The sequence below is a fragment of the [Clostridium] polysaccharolyticum genome, from assembly GCF_900111595.1.
Classification (GTDB): domain Bacteria; phylum Bacillota; class Clostridia; order Lachnospirales; family Lachnospiraceae; genus Clostridium_AI; species Clostridium_AI polysaccharolyticum.
Genome location: NZ_FOHN01000009.1, coordinates 40,374 through 61,858, shown reverse-complemented (window position 1 = coordinate 61,858; position 21,485 = coordinate 40,374). Strand labels below are relative to the sequence as shown.

Genomic DNA, 21,485 nt, shown 5'->3' with positions numbered 1-21,485 from the left:
ATTACATTTTTTGAATGGTATGCAAAATAAGTGAAATACTTCTGCAATATTAATCAGTCTGTAAATCTTTCTTTTAAAATCGTACTCTCCAGTATCTGTGCCGCCTCCTCTACAAGCTTTACGCACGGACGCTTTTCATAATACTGGGCCGTTCTTTCCTGTGGGGCAGTATCCTTAAACTCTGCTGCCGTTACTTGTGGCTGGTCAAGTCCTAAAAGTTCCCGGCATATAATGGTCCCATTTCTTTTTCGAAACTCTTCCGCTAACATCTGGACCATGTCGTAGTTCTGCTTTTTCCCAGCTGTGTCTTTTCCTTCTGTAGCTCCACTTTCCAGCCCTGCAACTAAAAACATTCCCGAACAGGTTCCACAGACCTCTCTCATTCTTCCCATTCCTGCCCCAAATGAACTGGCAATCTTTAGTGCCGTTTCCTTATCCATTCCATACAGATCACTATAAGCTGCAAACACTGCCTGCGAACAGTTAAATCCTTCCTTAAACAATTCCACTGCCTTATCTTTTCTTGATTTCATAGTCCCTCCTAAATATGATTTAATATTCCATCTTTTATAACTGCAAATGCTTCTCTAACATAATAGTTCAGAAATAATACAGTTCCTGTATCTGCACCGACCCCTTCCACCTTCTGGCTAAGCTGCTTTCTGGCGATCCTGACTCCTCTGAATAAATGAAAACGGTTTGTTACGATAACAACATAATCTGCATTTTCAAGAAGCTCCTTGCTATACTTTATATTTTCATTGGTGTTGGTAGACTTCTCTTCCATCAGTATACGTTTTTCTGATATTCCCTTCTCTACTAAATAATCTCGCATTGCCTGTGCCTCTGTCACATCTTCTCTATATCCCTGTGCCCCAGACACAATTATCTTTGTATTTTTATTTTTTACCGCATAATCATATGCTGCATCTAACCTGTATCGCAATGCTTTGGATACTTTTGTTCCATTTACCTGAGCCCCAAGCACAATCATATAATCTGCATCTTTAGATGCTGGCATAAAACCATTCTTTATGATAATGCCTTCTAATATTCCAAACACTGCCGTAAGCAGTACTGCCACAATTAAAATACCATTTAGAACCAGTGAGCTTCCTTTATGGGGATGCCGACCCATTTCCCTTATCAGCAAACTAAGTCCAAAACAGCAGACACCAGCTGCTGGCCAGATTAAGGAAAAATCTTTTCGCACTCCCAATACAGAAACTATCATTCCATAATATATAATAGCTAGAATTCCTGCTGCCACTAATATCCACTTTATCCAAAACAATTTCCTATCCTCTCGTTCCACCCATGCTCCTCCTCTGTCTCCTGACTATCCTGACATATATGTCCTAAGCTATTTCTATGAGCTATTTCTAATATAGAAGACAGAGACTCAAAAGTAAATACCCATTCTGAAATATAATAAATTCGTAATGTTTTTATTTCTATTTTATTGTACATCTCGTTTAACTATGCTAAAATAAATTTTGACTATCAAACTAAAGCGAGGGAGATGCATTATGATTATTCAGCCAAAAGTAAAAGGCTTCATCTGTACTACAGCTCATCCAAAGGGATGTAGAGAAAATGTAAAAAGGCAGATTACATATGTAAAAAAACAGCCTGCTATAAAAGGTGCTAAAAATGTCCTTGTCATAGGATGTTCTACTGGATACGGACTTGCTTCCAGAATCAGCCTGGCATTCGCTGCAAAAGCTAAAACATTAGGTATTATGTTTGAAAAAGCACCTACTGAAAGAAGATGTGCAACTGCAGGTTACTATAACACATTGGCTTTCGAGGAAATGGCAAAAGAAGATGGCCTTTATGCCAAAACAATTAATGGAGATGCATTTTCTGATGAAATCAAAGCTCAGACAATCGACATCATAAAGAAAGATCTGGGAACCGTAGATATGATTGTATATAGTATTGCTGCACCAAGAAGAACCAAAGATGGTGTTACTTATTCCTCCTGCATCAAAGCAATTGGAGATGAATTCAAAAATAAAAACTTAGACTTGGTTCACAATACCATTACCGACGCAAGCATTCCTTATGCAAATGAAGAAGAAGTTGCCAATACCATTAAGGTTATGGGTGGCGAAGACTGGAAAGAATGGATTGAGGCACTTGATAAAGCTGGTGTGCTTGCACCAGATACAACTACAGTTGCCTACTCTTATATTGGACCAGAAGTAACTCATGCTATTTATAAAAATGGAACGATCGGAATGGCAAAGAACCATTTGGTCGCTACTTCCAAAGAAATTACTTCTGATTTTCAAAATGTAAACGCTTTTGTTTCTGTCAACAAAGCATTAGTTACTCAGGCAAGTTCTGCAATTCCTGTTGTACCTTTATATATTTCTCTGTTATATAAAGTCATGAAAGACAAAGGAATCCATGAAGGCTGTATTGAACAGATGTACCGTCTGTTCCATGATAAAATGTTCGGAACTGCAGGAGCTGTCACAGACGATTCTGGTTTGATTCGTGTAGACGACTGGGAACTGCGAGAAGATGTACAGACTGCTGTTATGGAAAACTGGGATAAAGTTACTACAAAGAATTTAAAAGATGTTGCAGATATTGATGGATATTGGGACGATTTTTATAAGATGTTCGGATTCCATTTTGATAATGTAAATTATGATGAGGATATTCCGTTAGTGTAAAAAAAGCAGAAAAATAGCCGCCCACGTCTAGCAGACATAGCGGCTATTATACTATAAACATCTATGGGCAATACCTTTCTATTAACTATATAATCATTTATTTAAGGTTATGTCAGATTCACCCATTATCCATTCAATCCACTCTTGAACTCACGAATATACTTTTTTGCAGCTTCCAAGTCATATCCGCTTTCTTCAAGCACTTCAATAAAATGTGTTCCTACAATACATCCATCAATGGTATCCTTCACAAACTCTACATCTTTTGCTTCTTTAATCCCAAATCCCATCATGACAGGAATCTTAGATTGTGCCTTTACCTCCTTTAGGTAATCTGACACAGTATCATAAAAAGAACCTTCCTGCCCTGTTACTCCCATAGAAGATACACAGTATACAAATCCTCTGGCATTTTCTAAGATCATTGGAACTCTCTGCTTAGAAACAGGTGAAACTAATTCAATCAGAATTGGAGCATTTTCTGAAGTCATACAAGCCTTGATTTCTTTCTGTTCTTCAAATGGCAAATCCGGTACAATCAGTCCGTCTACACCTGCTTCTTCACATTTTTCCACAAATTCTTTTACCCCATAATGCAAAATAGTATTGTAATACATCATGAAAATAATTGGAATCTGACATTCTTCTCTCACTTCTTTTACTGCCTGAAACGTTTTCTTAAGATTGGTTCCTTTTAGAATAGAACGATAGGATGCATCCTGAATCACTGGGCCGTCTGCCACTGGATCAGAAAATGGAATTCCAATTTCCACAATATCTGTTCCTGCCTCTTCCTGGGCTTTTAATAATGCTTTTGTACCTTCCATGTCTGGAAGTCCTGCTGTCATATATGTAATAAATGCTTTCTCGCCTTTTTCTTTTAACTGGTTTAATCTGTCTTCAATACGATTCATTTTCTTTTACCTCCTTAACTATTTATTCAATGATTCTTTGTTACCTTCTAACCAAGCCTGAATGGTATGACAGTCCTTATCACCACGTCCTGACAGGCACATTACAATAATTTCATCCTTAGAACACTCTTTCGCATACTTTAATAAATAAGCTAAGGCATGGGAACTTTCGATAGCAGGGATAATTCCTTCCATTTTGCAAAGTTCCAATAATGCATTCATAGCCTCATCATCTGTAACAGATACATAAGTTGCACGTCCGCTGTCTTTTAAATACGCATGTTCTGGCCCTACACCTGGATAATCAAGACCTGCTGAAATGGAATGAGCCAGTTGCACATTTCCATCCTCATCTTGTAATAAATAGGAACGCATTCCATGTAACACTCCTGGTTTTCCTAATGCCATTGCACTAGCATGTTTCCCTGTTTCAATTCCTAATCCTGCCGCTTCCACACCAATTAATTTTACCTCTTTATCTTCTAAGAACTCTGCAAACATTCCGATAGAATTAGAACCGCCTCCTACACAAGCCATAACTGTATCAGGCAATCTGCCTTCCTTTTCAAGAATCTGCTTTCTCGCTTCTTTACTAATTACGCTTTGGAAAGTCTTCACAATCTTTGGATAAGGGTAAGGACCAACCGCTGAACCAATTACATAAAAAGTATCCTCTGCTTCTTTTGCCCATGTGCGAATCGCTTCATTGGTTGCATCTTTTAAGGTACGGCTTCCAGAAGTTACACTATGTACAGAACTTCCAAGCATTCTCATACGAAGCACATTTAATTCCTGTCGTTTAATATCCTCTTCCCCCATATATACTTTACAATCCATATTAAATAATGCGGCACCTGTGGCTGTAGCTACACCATGCTGCCCAGCACCTGTTTCCGCAATTACCTTCTTCTTTCCCATACGCTTTGCAAGTAAAATCTGGCCAATTACATTGTTAATTTTGTGTGCACCTGTATGATTTAAATCCTCTCTTTTTAAATAAATCTTAGGTCCATACTTTTCGCTTAAACGAGAGGCATAATAAAGAGGAGTTTCCCTTCCTACATATTCCTTCATATAGTAATCAAATTCTTCCCAGAATTCCGGATCACGAATGGCTTCTTCAAATGCACGATCCACCTCTTCTAGTGTATTCATTAAGGACTCTGCTACATATTGTCCTCCAAACTCTCCATAATAAGTATTCATAACTCTACCTGCCTTTCTTCATTTTTTCTCATCTATCTGCAATCTGTTTTTAGAACCGCTTGAACAAAACGCTCTATTTTCTCTCTATCTTTTCCTGCTCCATGCTCTTTTTCAACACCAGAGCTTACGTCCACAATCCCAGGCTGTACTGCTTTAATAGCATTGGCAACATTTTCTGAATGTAATCCACCAGCCAGCATAATTCTGGAAGTATTATCCACATTCTTTTTAAGAAATCCCCAGTCAAATACTTCTCCGCTTCCTGGCCGCTTGCCATCAAACACATAATAGGAAATCTTAGGCGAACGCTCTGAAAATACCTTGCGTATATCTTCTTCCTTTTCCACATTTACAGCTCTGAAAACTGGTATATGAACTTTCTCTTCTACTTCTTTATGTAAGGTACCATGAATCTGAATCACATCAAATCCAGCCCCTTCAATCTCCTTTACTTGCTCTAAGGAAGGAGCTACCGTCACAGCGACCGTTTTCACAGAATCTTTCAGTTTCCTTTTTAAATGCTGTGCCTGTTCTAATGTAAGATTTCGCTTACTCTTTGGAAAAAATAATACAAAGCCTGCGTAAGAAACAGGATATGCATTTATCAGCTCAATATCTTCTTCACAGGTAAGACCACATATTTTAATTTCCGGCATAACTTTCTCCCTTCTATAATTCAAATGGCAACGTTCCAGCAATCTTTAATTCGTCTTCTTTCACAAGACAGTCTTTCACAAGAATCTCAACACCATGCTTCTTTGCTTTACGAAGTGCCTCCCCAAAAGCAGGATGTGTTCTGTCATTTGGCTTAAACACCTTCATTCCAGCCATCTGTACAACAAAAAGAATATAGGCATCGTAACCATTTTCCTTACAGGTAATAAGTTCTTCCATGTGCTTGATTCCTCGTTCTGTCGGGGCATCTGGAAACATGGCAACTCCATTTTCTTCAAGGGTAACTCCCTTTACCTCCATAAAAATCTTCTTATCCCCTTGTTCCAGATAAAAATCAAAGCGAGAGTCTCCATACTTCTTTTCTGGTTTTATCAAAGTAATCCCTGGTAAAAAACCACCTTGGGCAATCCACTCTTTTACCACTTTATTTGGTGCCTGAGAATCCATATTAATCATCAGATTTCCTTTTTCCACTCCTATTAAAGAATATCTGGTCTTCCGTCTGGCATCTTCCCCATGATCCTCAATATAAACCACTGATTCTCCAGGAATTAAAAGTTCTTTACAACGTCCCGTATTTTTTACATGGCATACAGCCTCTTCTCCATTCAAATCCACATGAGCGATAAAACGATTTGGCCTTCCAAGGAATCTTCCTTTTTTTATGTTTTTATATCTCATGGCATCATCCTTTCTTAGCCGTTATAAACTGCCTTCCATTCCTTCGCTACCACTCTAGGCTGCTCTGCTTCCATAAATGCTCTTCCTATAAGCAGTGCATCTACTTTACATGCTTTCAAAACCTCAATGTCTTTTGTTGTGGTAACCCCACTTTCCGATACAAATACTGGCCTTTCCTTACCAGTTCTTTCTTCTAAATACTGAATCAGTCTTCTGGTTGTATCTAAGGAAATCGTAAAATCCCTCAAATCCCGGTTGTTCACACCAATTATCTTAGCTCCCAGTTCAATAGCCCGCTGCATTTCTTCCTCATTGTGAACTTCTAATAATACATCTAATCCAAGATCATATGCCAATTCATACAGCCTTTTCATCTCATCCTCATTTAAAATAGCTGCAATTAGCAAAATGGCATCTGCACCAATCACTTTTGCTTCATAAACTTGATATTCCTCTATTATAAAGTCTTTCCGGATAATTGGCAGTGGAGATATTTTCCGAATCTGTTTTAGATATTCTGCACTGCCATGAAAATGATCCTCTTCTGTCAGACAGGAAATGGCATCTACTGACTGATTATACTGGTCAATTCTGTCTTCCAATGGAATCTTAGATGATATAACACCCATACTAGGCGATGCCTTTTTAAACTCCCCAATAATTGACAGGCCTTCTTTTTTTAGCGCCTCGTAAAAGGAAACGCTTTTTCTTTGTGACTGGAGAGCCAGCTCTTTCATTTCCTGTTCGCTGATATTTTTTTTATGTTCCACTAACCTTTTTCTTTTATCTTTTACGATTTCATCTAATATCATACAGCACCTTTTCCTTTCCATTGGATTTAAATACGTCCATTTACAAAATTCTCGATTAATCGTTTCCCGTGTTCTGTATAAATGGATTCTGGATGAAACTGAAGTCCAACCACTGGATACTCTTTATGTCGAACTGCCATAATCTGGCCATCATCCGTCTTTGCGGTTACTGTCAGGCAATCTGGAACTGTTTCATTTACTATGGACAGGGAATGATATCTTGCTACATTTAGTGGCGTATCAATCCCTGTAAAAATACCAGTTCCATTATGAGCAACCAAAGACTGTTTTCCATGAAGGATTTCTTTTGCATAGGATACGGTTGCACCAAATGCTTCTCCAATACACTGGTGTCCTAAGCAGATTCCCATAATCGGCTTTTCCTTATAAAATTCCTTTACTACATCCATGCAGATTCCTGCATCCTTTGGACTCTTTGGTCCTGGTGATAACACAATTCTGTCTGGATTCATTTTCCTGATTTCCGCAAGGGTTATTTTGTCATTGCGAACTACCTTTATGTCTGGTTCAAATGTTCCAATATATTGATATAAATTATAAGTAAAGGAATCGTAATTATCAATTAATAAAATCATACCCGCACCCCCTATAAATTCTCTTCTTTTACTAATGTCTTTGCCAGTGCCATTACTTTGTTACAGCATTCATTATATTCGTTCTCAGGAACAGAATCTAAAACAATTCCAGCTCCTGCCTGCAGATACACGTTATCCGCTTTCTTTATCATGGTTCGGATGGTAATACAGAAATCCATGTTTCCATCGAATGCTAAATATCCTGTTGCACCACCGTATAAACCACGTCTATAGGTTTCTAATTCATCAATGATTTCCATTGCACGAATCTTTGGAGCTCCACTTAATGTTCCCGCAGGCAGAAAAGATGCAACTAGATCTAACGGATGGGATTCTCCCTTTTTTCGTCCCTCTACCAGTGAGACGATATGCATTACATGGGAATAGTTCTGGACATTCATAAACTGTGTCACTTTAACCGTTCCAAACTGAGCGATTCGTCCCATATCATTTCTGGCCAGATCCACTAACATAACATGTTCTGCCCTCTCCTTTGCATCTCCTAACAAGTCTTCTTTTAACATTTCATCTTCTTCTGGAGTAGCACCGCGTTTTCTTGTTCCTGCAATGGGACAGGTGTACACTTTATCTTCACTTTTTTTCACTAGCATCTCAGGAGAACTTCCTATTATCTCAAATTCAGGAAATTTAAAATAGTATAGATATGGAGATGGATTTAATACACGAAGTTTTTTGTATAGGATAAATCCATCTTGTTTCGTTTCAACGGTCCATCTCTGTGATAATACCGTCTGGAAAATGTGTCCCTCTTTTATGTAATCTTTGATTTTCTCTACTTTTTCACTGTATTGTTCAATGGAATCCGACTTATCTGTAATTTTTCCGTCCTGGACAAATGTTTCTTTCTCCTCATCTTTGTAATCTTTCATCACTTCTTCTAATAAACCTGTGGCACGTTCCATGCCTCTTTTTCTGCCTTCTTCATTATCCTCCTCTAAGACTACTCCTGTCATAGTCTCTGCCACATGATCAATTACAATAAACTCTGTTGCAAGCATTAACTGAATTGTTTCTATTCCAATCGTATCTTCATTGTTATCTGGCAGAATTTCAGTATAACGGATAAAGTCATACCCCATGCTTCCCACCAATCCGCCAATAAAAGCTAATTCTCCGTCCTCTTTTACTACATGAAAATCACTATAATACTCTTTTAACAATTCATAAGGATTTCCTTCCCTGACTTCTGTTTCGCCATTTTTTTTCTGTATCACCAGACTATTTCCCTTAGATGAAATGATTTCTTCTGGTTCTTTTCCAAAAATAGAATAACGTCCATTATTTTTATCATAACTCTCTAACAGAAAACCTGTTTTCTTTCCAACTAAATTTTCATATAATCCGATTGTGGTTTCATTTACAATGCTAATTGTCTTACGATAAGCTTTTAAACTTCTCACCTTTATCCCTCTTTTCTTATAAATTGAATATGTAAAAAAAGTCCCTAGCAAACGAAATTTTTCATTTCATTTGCTAGGGACGAATTATCGTGGTGCCACCCTTGTTCATAATCTAAATGATGAAAATTGTCTTTTTAGATAAAGATAAAAAAAAGCATTTCCGAAACTGGAAATACTCGCCACCATTTACATTATCTCATTACCGATACAGAATCTCTTCGATATCTACCCTCTGTAACGTGAGGACACGGCCGCAGCTACACACGTACAAACGCTTCACCTGACATCTCACAAACCCATTCCTTACAGACTTCCATATCGGCTCACACCAGACACCGACTCTCTGTGATGTACGTTCTGAAGTACTCTCTTTGCTCAAAGACTTTAAATCTATTTGATTGTATTTTATCATTTATGCCACATAATGTCAATTCCTTTTTTCTATTTTCATCAATTTTAATAATCAGTTATTGGCTTTTCGTCATATTTTCATAAGCTTTTCTATATCCTATACTAAATAGGCATTTCATATTTATGAGATATTTCTGTAATACATATCACATAAAAGTTTCATTGGAACTTACATGGAAAACATGGTATACTAGTTCCGAATGATACCAAAGAATCCGGTAGATAAAATATATAAGAAAAGAGAAGGGAAAAATGAAGAGAAAGCATAAAAAAACAGTTATCGCTTTAACGATTACATTTCTTGTCCTGCTGGCTCTATATATCGGCATATCATTTTATTTTAAGTCGCATTTCTTTTTTGGCACTTCCATCAATGGAATCAGCGCCAGCAACAAATGCGTCGAAGCTGTTGAAGAGAATATACGGCGAGAAATAAAAAATTATGTATTACAAATTGATGGACGTAATCATCTGACAGATGTAATTACTGCTGACGACATCGACTATGAATTTATGCCTGATGGCTCAGTAAAACAGCTGTTAAAAAAACAAAAATCATTTACATGGATTGTAAGTCTATTCCGAAAGAATCAATCTGACTTACAGGTTACAACCACATTTGATGACCAGAAATTAAAGGATAAGATTCATTCACTTGTATTTTTTAAGAAAGAAAATACCACTCCACCAGCAGATGCCCTTGTAAAATACAATGATGCATCTGGCAAGTACGAAATTATTCCAGAAAATAATGGTACAACATTAGATCTGGACAAATTCACATCTTCCGTTATTACAGCCATTGAGTCTGGTGATACTTATATGAATTCGGATGATTTGCAATGCTATCAAAATCCGAAGTATACATCTTCTTCGACTGAACTCAAAGTACTGGCTGATACAATGAATCAATATATTACCGTTACTATTACCTATGATTTTGGTGATAGATATGAAATATGCGACAAAACCCACATACAGGATTGGCTGGAAGTTGATGATTCATTTCAAGTCACATTTAATCACGAAAAGGTCCGTGCTTATGTAGACTCCATTGCACGTATTTATAATACATTTGGGAAAACACGAGACTTCATCGACCATAATGGAAATATTATTGAGGTAACTGGCGGTGACTATGGCTGGCTTATAGACCGTGCAGCTGAAACAGCCCGCTTAATTAAATTAGTGCAAAAAGGTAAAAATGTTCAAATTGAACCAACCTACTCTCAAGTTGCCCGCTCTCGGAACATCAACGATATTGGAGACAGCTATGTTGAAATCGATCTGTCTCTACAACACATCTGGGTATATAAAAACGGTAAACTGATAGTAGAATCTGATTGTGTAACAGGAAATTCCAGCAGGGGTTTTGATACCCCGACAGGTATCTATCAGATAACATATAAAGAACATAACGCAACTTTAGTAGGTGAAAATTATAGTTCTGATGTAACTTACTGGATGCCTTTTTACTACAATATAGGTTTACATGATGCTCCTTGGCGTAACAGCTTTGGAGGCAGTATTTACAAGCGAAGCGGTTCTCATGGATGTGTCAACCTTCCTCCCGACGTTGCGGAAAAAGTTTTTGCGACTGTTGAAAAAGGAACTCCTATCGTCTGCTACCAGAGCAATCTGGAGGAGAAAGAAACAGTCTGTTCTAATACAGATTCCAATACAAAAAAAGAAAAGACTGTTGCCTCTGCAAGCGTACACGCTAGCAAAAAGCCTGCTTCTACAAGCAGAAATAGATAATTCTTTAAGTATGATACGAAATACGTAAGGGTATAATGGATAAGGAAAGGAAGTATAACCTATGAAAAAACTTGGTAAGTTTATTGCTACAACTCTTTCCCTTGCTGCAATTGCAGGTGGTGCATATTATTGTTACCAGAATTTTTTCAAAAAATCAGATAAAGAAAATGAGGACTTTGACGTTTTCGAGGATTTCGAGGACTTTGAAGACTTTGAGGACTTTGATAATTCTGAAAATTCTGAGGACAACGATTCCCCTAAAGAAAGCACTTTCAAGCGAGGATATACCACATTGGACATGGATGCAGGGAAATCTGGAGATGCTAATGTTAAAGCAAACAGATAGCAATTATTTGCATGAAATGAAAAAAGAGGTAGAACTTTTGTATTCTATCTCTTTTTTCATTTCCTTTAAACTTCCTCCTTGTAATTTACAAGAGGAATATTATCTGGACAGTTTTTTGCTCATTTCATACATATATTCATCTAAATCTTTTTTCATTGCTAAAGCTTCGTCAATATCGTAATCGATAAATTCACCATTTTTATAACCGACAACTCTCATGCTCTTTCCTTGACAAAGCAAATCAACTGCTTTTGCACCCATAGTTGATGCATAAACTCTGTCTTTACATGTTGGGCTGCCACCACGCTGAATGTGTCCAATGATAGTTGCCCTTGTTTCCATTCCTGTTTCAGCTTCAATTTTCTTAGCAAGAATTTCGGAATTTCCAATACCTTCTGCATTTACAATAATGTAATGTTTCTTGCCTGTTTTTCTTTTTTCAATAATATTATCAATGATTTTATTTTCATTATGATCATAACGCTCTGTTACTAAAATCTGTTCTGCACCATTTGCAATACCACACCATAATGCAATGTAACCAGCGTTTCTGCCCATAACTTCAATAACACTGCACCTTTCATGAGAAGTAGAAGTATCTCTGATTTTATCAATCGCTTCCATTGCTGTATTTACAGCTGTATCAAAACCGATAGTATATTCTGTACAAGCAATGTCTAAATCAATTGTTCCAGGAACACCAATTGTGTTAATGCCTAAGTGAGCTAATTTCTTTGCACCTTGGAAAGAACCATCTCCACCAATAACAACTAAACCATCAATGCCATGTTTCTTACAGATTTCAGCAGCTTTTTGCTGGCCTTCTTCTGTTCTCATTTCAGCACATCTTGCTGTATATAGAATTGTACCTCCACGGTCAATAATATCAGCAACACTTACAGCATCCATATCAATGATGTCTTCTTCTAATAAACCACTGTAGCCTCTTCTAATACCTTTTACTTTTTTGCCATTCGCCAATGCTGTTCTTACAACCGCACGAATTGCTGCGTTCATGCCTGGTGCATCTCCGCCACTTGTTAAAACGCCAATTGTATTAATTTCTTTTGCCATTTCAATACCTCCAAAGGATTCTCAATATATACTATCACTTCAGCACAAGCCTTCTGACTAGCAGCCGCAGTTAACTGAAGCTTTTTCAAACGCACTCATGTTACAATTTTAACTCTTTTTGAATATATTTTCAATATTCTTTTGCTGAACAATGATATTTTTATCCTTATATTCTTTTTGTAATCGAATTAAGAGACTTTTTTCTACTGTTACCTTAACTTTTAAAACTATCTGCTGTTTTTCTTCCTTGCAATATACCACTACTGGCGAAACTCCTGGATACTCTTCTAACAGTTCTATTAAGTCCAGTTCCTTTTTCTTGAATTCTTCCGTGCTAGGAAACTGAACCCACACATTCTCAGGTACCTGCTCAAAAGTCACAAAATCCTGACAGATAATTTTTGCTGGTTTATCTTCTTCCACATTTACCCGTCCCCTGATAAACACTTTGGCATCTTCATTTAAATACGGACGGTACTTTTCAAAGTCCCTTGGAAAGAAAATAACTTCTACTGTTCCGTACAGATCTTCCAAAGTAACAAATGCCATCATAGTATTGTGTTTCGTTGTCTTTATAACCTTAGACACAATCATGCCGCCAATTGTCACAAGAGAGCCATCTCTTACTTTCACATGGCCTTCTTCGTCTATGTTAAAATCTGACGCTTTCTTCTTTGCATGCTTCTCCCATTTCTCCATGTATTCTTCCATCGGATGCCCGCTGACGTAGATTCCAAGCACTTCCTTTTCAAATGCAAGAAGCTGTTCTTTTTCAAATTCCCCTACATCTGGCATTTCAATTTCGTTTGAGAACTCTGGTTCATCACTGAACAGGTCAAATAGGGAAATCTGACCAGATAAATTATTTTTCTTTTCCTGATTTACACTATCAATTACTTTAATGTAGACCTGCATTTTCTGTTTTCTGGTCCCTGGCAATGTGTCAAATGCCCCTGCCTTAATAAAACTTTCCATTGTACGCTTGTTAATCTCCTTGTTGGACAAGCGCATAACTACATCCTTTAGTGAAGTAAATGGCCCGTTTAACGTACGTTCCTCTACAATGGCATGAATTACTGGTTTCCCAAGTCCTTTAATTGCAGACAATCCATACCGGATGCATCCATTCGAAACGGAAAATTCTGATTCCCCTTCATTAATGTCTGGTGGAAGAATCTCAATACCAAGCTTACGGCATGTCATAATATACTCTGATACTTTGTCTGTATTATCCAGAACAGAAGTCATCAAAGCGGCCATAAATTCCACTGGAAAATAATGCTTTAAATATGCTGTCTGATAAGAAACTACAGCATATGCAGCGGCATGAGATTTATTAAAGGCATATTTTGCAAAGTCAATCATCTCATCATAAATATGATTCGCAACTGCTTCATCAATACCATTGGCAATACATCCTTTTACCCCTTCCTCTTTATTGCCGTATACAAAGTTCTGTCGCTCTTTTTCCATTACAGAAGCTTTCTTTTTGGACATAGCACGACGTACAAGATCACTTCGGCCGTAACTGTATCCAGCTAAATCACGTACGATCTGCATAACCTGCTCCTGATACACAATACAGCCATAAGTTGGCGATAAAATCGGTTCCAGTTCCGGGCATTCATAAGTAATATTGCTCTGGTCATTCTTGCCTTTAATATATTTTGGAATAAAATCCATTGGACCTGGACGATACAAGGAAATCCCCGCAATTACATCTTCAATGCTTTCCGGCTTCAGTTCCTTCATAAAACTTCTCATTCCAGCACTTTCTAGCTGGAATACGCCTTCTGTATTACCAGTTCCAATGCTCTTGTATACTTCTTTATCTTCGTAATTCAATTTGCCCATATCCAGCTGATCGCCATGTTTTGCAGCCAGTTCTTTATATTCCTTGCTAGACTTATCTAAGCTTTTTAACCTTTTGTTGATTAAATTTACAGCGTTCTGAATTACCGTAAGAGTTCTAAGGCCAAGGAAATCCATCTTTAACAGTCCAAGTTCCTCTAAGGTAGTCATGGTAAACTGCGTTGTAAGAGTTCCGTCTGATGCTCTAGATAGTGGCACGTACTTATCTACTTCTTCTTTACTGATTACAACACCTGCCGCATGCATGGATGTGTGTCTTGGCAATCCTTCCAGACGCAAAGACATATCAATTAACTCTTTTACTTCCGCATCATTTTCGTATAAATCCCGTAACTCTTTATTCTGTTTCAAGGCCTTTTCAATGGTCATTCCCAAATCTGCCGGAATCATTTTTGCAACAGCATCCACTGCAGAATATGGCATGTCCAATGCACGTCCAACATCACGAATAACACCTTTGGCTGCCATAGTACCAAATGTAACAATCTGCACTACCCGGTCAGTTCCATATTTCCGTATTACATAGTCGATGACTTCCTGTCTTCGCTCAAAACAGAAGTCAATATCAATATCGGGCATGGTCAAACGTTCTGGATTTAGGAATCGCTCAAACAGCAAATTATAGCGGATTGGATCAATATCTGTAATCTCCAGACAGTAGGATACGATACTTCCCGCTGCGGAACCACGGCCCGGTCCTACCATAATCCCATTGTCTTTTGCATATTTAATAAAATCCCAGACAATCAGGAAGTAATCTACAAATCCCATGGAATGGATCGTATCTAATTCATATTCCAGACGTTTTTTTAATTCCTCGCCTGGATTCCCGTAACGCCTTTCTAATCCTTCAAAACACTGCTTTTGTAAATACTCCCATGCTGTATAGCCATCTGGAACATCGAATTTGGGCAGCTTATAGTTGCCAAATTCTATTTCAACAAAACAGCGTTCTGCTATCTTATGGGTATTTTCCAGTGCTTCTATGGCGTATGGAAATATCTTGGCCATTTCTTCTGGGGATTTCAGATAGAACTGTCCTCCTTCGTATCTCATACGATTCTGATCCGTTACTTTCTTCTGAGTTTGAATACAAAGAAGCACATCATGAGGCGTAGCATCCTGATCGTAAATATAGTGCACGTCATTGGTTGCCACTAACGGGATTCCTGTTTCCTGGCTCAGTCTGACCATCTGCTGGTTTACAACCTGCTGTTCCTGCATTCCGTGATCCTGAAGTTCTAAGAAAAAGTTATCTTGGCCAAATATTTCTCTTAAGCGAAACGCTTCTTTTCTGGCTTCTTCGTACATGCCCCGCCTCAGATTCATAGCCACAACACCAGCAAGGCACGCACTTAAAGCAATGATTCCTTCGTGGTATTCTTCTAACACTTCATAATCTACTCTTGGTTTATAATAAAAGCCTTCTGTGAAACCTTTGGATACAATTTTCATTAAATTGGCGTAACCTGTGTTATTCTCAGCAAGTAACACAAGATGGTTATATCTGGCTTCAGACTGACTGTTCTCTCTATCAAAACGGGAATTTGGTGCAACATAAACTTCACAGCCAATGATCGGCTTAATACCTGCTGCATGGGCTGCACGGTAAAAATCAATCACACCGTACATAACACCATGATCTGTAATCGCAATGCTGTCCATCCCTAATTCTTTTGTTCTTTCTGCTAATTCTTTGATTTTACTAGAGCCATCCAATAAACTGTACTCTGTATGGACATGAAGATGGGTAAAATTCACGTTTTCTCCCCTCCTGTTGCATTAGTCGTTTAAAATTTATTCTATCATATTTATGCATAATTGAAAACTTGAAATTATGTGCAAAAAACGGCTGTACTTTTCACAAATACAGCCGTTTTTTCTCAAAATCCTATCTATTCAAGCGTTCTTATTTTCCACTATTTAAATATGCCTCAATTTTTTCCATTGCCTGTTCTTCATCCTGGCCATCTGTTGTTACAATAACTTCCTCTCCAGCTGCAAGTCCAAGACTCATCATCCCCATAATACTCTTGGCATTCACCTTTTTGTCTTCACATTCAATATGAACAGAACTCTCAAACTGGCTTGCTACTTGTACAAGGACTGCAACAGGTCTAGCTTCTAAACCCGTTGGTATTTTAATTGTCATTTTTTTGGTTACCATACATTATTCCTCCTTTTGTTCCCTTAAACTATCCGCAATTTTACTTATACGTCTTAACCTATGATTAACACCAGACTTTCCCAACGGTGGATTTAACAATGCTCCCAATTCTTTTAGCGATGCATCCGGCTGTTCGATTCGGAGCCTCGCAACATCTTCTAACCCTTCTGTCAATTCACTCAAGCCGACCCTATCACGAATATACAAAATATCTTCTATCTGCTTAGATGCCGCAACAACCGTTTTGTTAATATTCGCTGCTTCACAGTTTACCTGTCGATTGATAGAATTCCTCATTTCTTTCAGAATCCTTACATTCTCCAGATTCATCAGTGCAAGATGAGCCTCCATAATATTGAGTACATCAACAATCTGAGATCCTTCTTTTACATAAACCACATAATACTTTTTCCGTACCACAATCTTAGCATCAATCTGAAAAGACTGCAAAATTTCTGCAATGTAAGCGGCTTTCACTTGACTTGGCGCTGCAATTTCAAAGTGATATGTCTTAGAAGGATCTGTTATTGATCCTGTGGCCAAAAATACCCCTCTTAAAAAGGCCCGCTTGCAACATGTATTTTGCGTCACTAAATGGCTTGGAACCAATTCTATCGAATGAAAGTCCTGTCCCTTAAGAAGTTTCGTTGCCTTTAGGATTTTTTCCACATCATGTTGTAAACGTATATAAATAAAATAGTTTTTGCTCTTTTTCAATGATACATTGCGCTTCACTAATATTTCAGTTTTCACTTGGAATGTTTTCTTTATTAACATAAAATATTTTCTTGCGACTGTCAAGTTTTCTGTATGAACTTTTAAGGCCAATGTACCTTTCCTATTGTGAACCAGTTCCCCACAGCAGCTGATAAGTGCTGCAATTTCTGCTACACAGCAATGTCTGGAAACTGGCATCTGCCTTGATAATTCTTCTTTCACTTCACTGGAAAATGACATCTTTAAACATCCTTTTCTACATCCCTGTGCTCGATTTTCACTCCATACTGCAGGTTAGACAAACGTTCTGTGATTGCCCTTGCAATGGTTACAGAACGATGTTTTCCTCCTGTACATCCAATCCCAATTACAAGCTGGTTTTTCCCTTCTATAATGTAATTGGGAATCAGGAATTTCAGCATATCTTCCAACTTATTCAAAAAATCATCTGCTGCCTGGAAGTCCATTACATAATCATATACCACTTTATCTCTTCCTGTTTTCTTCTTAAGCTCTGGTATATAAAATGGATTTGGCAGAAACCTGACATCGAATACCAGATCCGCATCAGACAGAATCCCATACTTAAACCCAAAAGATACAACAGAGATAAAGAAATTATTATAATGTTCTCCCTGAATGAAGATTTTATCAATCTCCGTTTTCAGTTCACGGATCAGCATATGGCTTGTGTCGATTATATACGTCGCACGTTTCTTTATAAACTGCAGACGTTCTCTTTCCATTTCAATCCCCTTATCAACCCTGCCCTCATTTACAAGAGGATGATTCCGTCTTGTTTCTTTGTATCTCTTCACTAAAACTTCCGTTGTAGAATCCAGAAACAATATTTCCGGAACTACTTCATATTGATTCAATTGATTCAATACATCATCCAATTCTTCTAAAGCCTGTCCATTTCGGATATCTACTCCTAAGGCAGCCTTGGTCACCGTCTGCTCTTCGTATATAATAAAATGTGACAGCTTTGGAATTAGAGGAATTGGCAGATTGTCTACACAGAAATATCCTGCATCCTCTAGCATTTTTAACACAGAACTTTTTCCAGCTCCGGACATCCCCGTAACTATGACAAATCTCATGTGGCACCAAACCTTTCTCGTTTTTTTCATCCTGCAATTATTTCCTTTAAAACCTGCCTACAAAACGAACCTCTGGTTCCAATCTTACTCCAAATTGATTTTCTACCTTCAAAGAAACCTGTTCTATCAGTTCTTTCACCTGTGTAGCTGTACCATTCCCAACATTTACGACAAAACCACAATGTTTTTCAGAAACCATGACATCTCCAACTCTAAATCCACGTAGTCCCGCATCCATAATAAGTTTTCCTGCAAAATAACCTTCTGGCCTCTTAAATGTGCTTCCCGCACTAGGATATTCTAATGGCTGTTTTTCTCTTCTTCTTCTATTAAAATCCTTCATTTGTGCATGTATTTCTTCTTCATTTCCTTTTTCAAAAGCAAATGCTGCTTCTAACACAATATCTGCTGTCCTCGTAATTATGCTTTTCCGATATCCAAGTTCTAAATCTTCTTTGTATAGCACTTTTACACAGCCATCTCTTGTAAGTATCTTTGCAGAAACGATACAGTCTTTTATTTCACCGCCGTACGCTCCAGCATTCATTGCCACAGCCCCGCCTAAAGTCCCTGGTATCCCAGAAGCAAATTCAAATCCTTTAAGTGAGCGTTTCGCCACTTCGCTTGCAAGCCTGGATAATAGAATTCCTGCACCTGCTGTAACAAATGTCCGATCTTCTTTTTCTTCCACGGTGTAATATGCAAACTGCTCCTTTATTTCAATAATTACCCCATCGAAGCCTTCGTCACTTACTAGCAGATTGCTTCCATTACCCAAAATAAAGAATGGCATCTGATACTGTCTGCACATTTGAATAACAGCAGTTAATTCTTCTTCTGTTTTTGGAACAGCATAAAACCTTGCAGGTCCTCCAATACGGAATGTTGTATGTCTTTTCATAGGCTCAGCTTCTTTTAACTGCCCCTCTTTTAACTTGTTACACAGTTCGTTTTTGAATTCCCGATACACTTTCTACCTCTTTTAATCTATATATGCCTATATATATGCTTTTCTTTCTCTTTTATTCAAGTACCATTTTAGCACTGCCAAAGATACCTGCATCATTTCCTAATTCAGCTAATCTAAATTCTTTCCCTTGTAATGCAAACATGACATTTTTCTCATAATGCTTTTTAATTACACTGGTAAGTACCTCACCAGCTTTTGATACTCCGCCTCCGATAACAAAAGCATCCGGATCTACAACTGCTGCAATATGAGAAGCTGCTAATCCTAAGTACTTGCCTAACTGCTCTACTAACTCAATCGAAAGTTCATCCCCTTCTTTTGCACAGTCAAAAATTGCTTTTGCTGATAAATGCTGTAAATTGCGTAAAGCAGATGGTTTGTCTGATTTTTTTAAAAGTCTTTTTGCTTCTTTTACAATACCTGTTGCAGAAGCAAACTGTTCAAGACAGCCTTTTTTCCCACATCCACAAGTATCCTGTTCTTCGTAATTTACTGTAATATGTCCGATTTCTCCTGCTGCTCCTTTAGAACCAGTAAGGATTTTGCCGCCAAGAATGACACCGCCGCCAACTCCAGTACCTAGAGTAATCATAATAATGTTCTGGTAACCTTTGCCGCCGCCTTGCCATACTTCACCTAATGCAGCAACATTAGCATCGTTACCAGCCTTGACATTTTCAATGCCAGTAAGTTTTCTCACTTCCTCTACAACATTGAAAACGCCCCAGCCTAAGTTTACACATTTTAATACTGTTCCATCTTCCATAACAGGTCCCGGAATGCCAATACCGATTCCTGTCACCTCTTCTTTTGCAATGGATTTTTCATCCCACTTACGCCGAAGGGATTCTGTAATATCCGGCAAAATAAAAGAACCATTCTCTTCTTTTCTTGTTGGAATTTCCCATTTATCCAATACCTTGCCTTCCTCTGTAAATAATCCCATTTTTACGGTTGTTCCCCCAACATCAATACCCATGCAATACTTAGCCATTTTGTCCACCTTTCTAAGTTCTGCAGCTTCTTTTATACTGTTTTATTCTTCTTCATGAAGCCACACTTTTCTTACCTTTTTTATTTTTTCATCAGATTGTTTGTAACTCGGTTGTATAACTCCTGAGCTGCATTATAGCCCATCTTTTTCTGTCTATAGTTAACTGCTGCTGATTCGCAGATAACTGCTAAGTTTCTGCCTGGCCGAATTGGAATAGAATGACACACAACTTTATTTCCTAAAAATTCTGTATATTGTTCTTCTAATCCTAGCCGATCATATTCCTGCTCACGATCCCATTCTTCTAGTTTAATAACCAAATCAATCGATTGTGTATTTTTAACGCTCTCTACACCAAACAGTGTTTTTACATCAATAATGCCAATACCACGAAGCTCAATAAAATGCCTTGTAATATCTGGTGCACTTCCAATTAGGGTTTCATCACTTACACGTTTGATTTCCACTACATCATCAGACACAAGACGATGTCCCCGTTTGATTAATTCCAAAGCAGCTTCGCTTTTACCAATTCCACTTTCTCCCATAATAAGAAGGCCTTCCCCATACACATCAACTAATACACCGTGAATGGAAATGCGCTGTGCTAATTCCACATTAAGCCATCTGATAACTTCAGCCATAAAGGAAGAGGTTGTCTTAGTTGTTCTTAAGATTGGCACACCATATTTTTTTCCTAACTCTAAAAAGTCTGGTTCCACCTCAAGCTGACGGCAGAACACAATACATGGCACCTTGGATTCCATGATTTTTTCCATCATGGCCACGCCATGGTCTTTCTCCATTTTCTGCATGTAAGTATATTCAACTTGTCCAATTACCTGAATACGGTTGGAATCAAAATAATCAAAAAATCCTGCTAACTGAAGTGCAGGACGATTCACATCCGTTTGTGACACCTGAATCTCGGCAATATCCACATCCGGTGTCAACACCTCTAAATTCATTTTTTCAATTACTTTCGTCAATTCAACAGTATACGCCATCTGAGCATTCCTCTCTTTCGTAACTAAGCATTTTCTCTTGGCAACTCTAGTGTAAATTCTACCATATAAGGGTA

At 37.9% G+C, this 21,485-nt stretch carries 20 protein-coding genes and 1 other annotated feature; of the genes, 3 read left to right on the top strand and 17 right to left on the bottom strand.

Annotated features, from left to right (window positions below; genetic code table 11):
• Positions 1 to 53 precede the first annotated feature (53 nt).
• Together BMY85_RS07535 and BMY85_RS07530 are read right to left on the bottom strand one after the other, a co-directional pair.
• Positions 54 to 533 carry a C-GCAxxG-C-C family protein gene (locus BMY85_RS07535; RefSeq protein ID WP_092477664.1) on the bottom strand — a complete coding sequence of 160 codons (480 nt, stop codon included), beginning with the start codon at positions 531 to 533 and terminating at the stop codon, positions 54 to 56.
• A gap of 8 nt (positions 534 to 541) precedes the next feature.
• Positions 542 to 1,315 (bottom strand): YdcF family protein, encoded by a 774-nt coding sequence (locus BMY85_RS07530; protein WP_092477663.1) that lies wholly within the window; start codon positions 1,313 to 1,315, stop codon positions 542 to 544.
• Positions 1,316 to 1,529: 214 nt separating this feature from the next.
• On the opposite strand from BMY85_RS07530, the gene fabV reads away from it, so the two are divergent.
• Complete coding sequence (gene fabV / locus BMY85_RS07525; RefSeq protein WP_092477662.1) at positions 1,530 to 2,687, top strand: enoyl-ACP reductase FabV; 1,158 nt, start codon at positions 1,530 to 1,532, stop codon at positions 2,685 to 2,687.
• Positions 2,688 to 2,812: 125 nt separating this feature from the next.
• Here fabV and trpA read toward each other — a convergent pair whose 3' ends face one another.
• From trpA to trpE, 7 genes are read right to left on the bottom strand one after another with little or no spacing between them, the layout of a single operon-like run.
• Positions 2,813 to 3,601: a tryptophan synthase subunit alpha gene (trpA, locus tag BMY85_RS07520; protein WP_092477661.1), complete on the bottom strand. Its 789-nt coding sequence runs from the start codon at positions 3,599 to 3,601 to the stop codon at positions 2,813 to 2,815.
• An 18-nt stretch (positions 3,602 to 3,619) separates the two neighbouring features.
• Positions 3,620 to 4,807: a tryptophan synthase subunit beta gene (trpB, locus tag BMY85_RS07515; RefSeq protein WP_092477660.1), complete on the bottom strand. Its 1,188-nt coding sequence runs from the start codon at positions 4,805 to 4,807 to the stop codon at positions 3,620 to 3,622.
• 32 nt (positions 4,808 to 4,839) lie between these two features.
• Entirely contained in the window at positions 4,840 to 5,463 is a 624-nt protein-coding gene (locus tag BMY85_RS07510) for a phosphoribosylanthranilate isomerase (RefSeq protein ID WP_092477659.1), read from the bottom strand.
• Positions 5,464 to 5,476: 13 nt separating this feature from the next.
• Positions 5,477 to 6,163 carry a DNA/RNA nuclease SfsA gene (sfsA, locus tag BMY85_RS07505; RefSeq protein ID WP_092477658.1) on the bottom strand — a complete coding sequence of 229 codons (687 nt, stop codon included), beginning with the start codon at positions 6,161 to 6,163 and terminating at the stop codon, positions 5,477 to 5,479.
• Positions 6,164 to 6,177: 14 nt separating this feature from the next.
• The gene (trpC, locus tag BMY85_RS07500) at positions 6,178 to 6,975 is read right to left on the bottom strand and encodes an indole-3-glycerol phosphate synthase TrpC (protein ID WP_092477657.1); all 798 of its coding nucleotides are present in this window, start codon (positions 6,973 to 6,975) and stop codon (positions 6,178 to 6,180) included.
• A gap of 26 nt (positions 6,976 to 7,001) precedes the next feature.
• Complete coding sequence (locus BMY85_RS07495) at positions 7,002 to 7,571, bottom strand: anthranilate synthase component II (RefSeq protein ID WP_092477656.1); 570 nt, start codon at positions 7,569 to 7,571, stop codon at positions 7,002 to 7,004.
• An 11-nt stretch (positions 7,572 to 7,582) separates the two neighbouring features.
• Entirely contained in the window at positions 7,583 to 8,992 is a 1,410-nt protein-coding gene (trpE, locus tag BMY85_RS07490) for an anthranilate synthase component I (RefSeq protein WP_242939697.1), read from the bottom strand.
• 72 nt (positions 8,993 to 9,064) lie between these two features.
• Positions 9,065 to 9,380, bottom strand: a binding site (T-box leader).
• Positions 9,381 to 9,655: 275 nt separating this feature from the next.
• On the opposite strand from trpE, the gene BMY85_RS07485 reads away from it, so the two are divergent.
• Complete coding sequence (locus BMY85_RS07485; protein WP_092477655.1) at positions 9,656 to 11,161, top strand: L,D-transpeptidase family protein; 1,506 nt, start codon at positions 9,656 to 9,658, stop codon at positions 11,159 to 11,161.
• A gap of 61 nt (positions 11,162 to 11,222) precedes the next feature.
• Positions 11,223 to 11,507 (top strand): hypothetical protein, encoded by a 285-nt coding sequence (locus BMY85_RS07480; protein ID WP_092477654.1) that lies wholly within the window; start codon positions 11,223 to 11,225, stop codon positions 11,505 to 11,507.
• A 99-nt stretch (positions 11,508 to 11,606) separates the two neighbouring features.
• Here the strand turns inward: BMY85_RS07480 and pfkA are convergent, their stop codons facing one another.
• From pfkA to hprK, 8 genes are all read right to left on the bottom strand, one after another.
• The gene (pfkA, locus tag BMY85_RS07475) at positions 11,607 to 12,581 is read right to left on the bottom strand and encodes a 6-phosphofructokinase (RefSeq protein WP_092477653.1); all 975 of its coding nucleotides are present in this window, start codon (positions 12,579 to 12,581) and stop codon (positions 11,607 to 11,609) included.
• 108 nt (positions 12,582 to 12,689) lie between these two features.
• Positions 12,690 to 16,214 (bottom strand): DNA polymerase III subunit alpha, encoded by a 3,525-nt coding sequence (locus BMY85_RS07470; RefSeq protein WP_092477652.1) that lies wholly within the window; start codon positions 16,212 to 16,214, stop codon positions 12,690 to 12,692.
• Positions 16,215 to 16,362: 148 nt separating this feature from the next.
• Entirely contained in the window at positions 16,363 to 16,620 is a 258-nt protein-coding gene (locus tag BMY85_RS07465) for an HPr family phosphocarrier protein (protein ID WP_092477651.1), read from the bottom strand.
• 3 nt (positions 16,621 to 16,623) lie between these two features.
• Positions 16,624 to 17,577, bottom strand: coding sequence for a DNA-binding protein WhiA (gene whiA / locus BMY85_RS07460; RefSeq protein WP_092477650.1), 954 nt, complete (start codon positions 17,575 to 17,577; stop codon positions 16,624 to 16,626).
• Between the two features lie 2 nt (positions 17,578 to 17,579).
• Entirely contained in the window at positions 17,580 to 18,440 is an 861-nt protein-coding gene (gene rapZ, locus BMY85_RS07455; protein WP_092477730.1) for an RNase adapter RapZ, read from the bottom strand.
• Positions 18,441 to 18,486: 46 nt separating this feature from the next.
• Entirely contained in the window at positions 18,487 to 19,410 is a 924-nt protein-coding gene (murB, locus tag BMY85_RS07450) for a UDP-N-acetylmuramate dehydrogenase (protein ID WP_092477649.1), read from the bottom strand.
• Positions 19,411 to 19,462: 52 nt separating this feature from the next.
• On the bottom strand, positions 19,463 to 20,404 hold the full coding sequence (locus BMY85_RS07445) for an ROK family glucokinase (RefSeq protein ID WP_092477648.1): 942 nt from the start codon (positions 20,402 to 20,404) through the stop codon (positions 19,463 to 19,465).
• An 80-nt stretch (positions 20,405 to 20,484) separates the two neighbouring features.
• A complete protein-coding gene (gene hprK / locus BMY85_RS07440; protein WP_092477647.1) occupies positions 20,485 to 21,411 on the bottom strand; it encodes an HPr(Ser) kinase/phosphatase in 927 nt (308 codons plus the stop codon).
• Positions 21,412 to 21,485 lie beyond the last annotated feature (74 nt).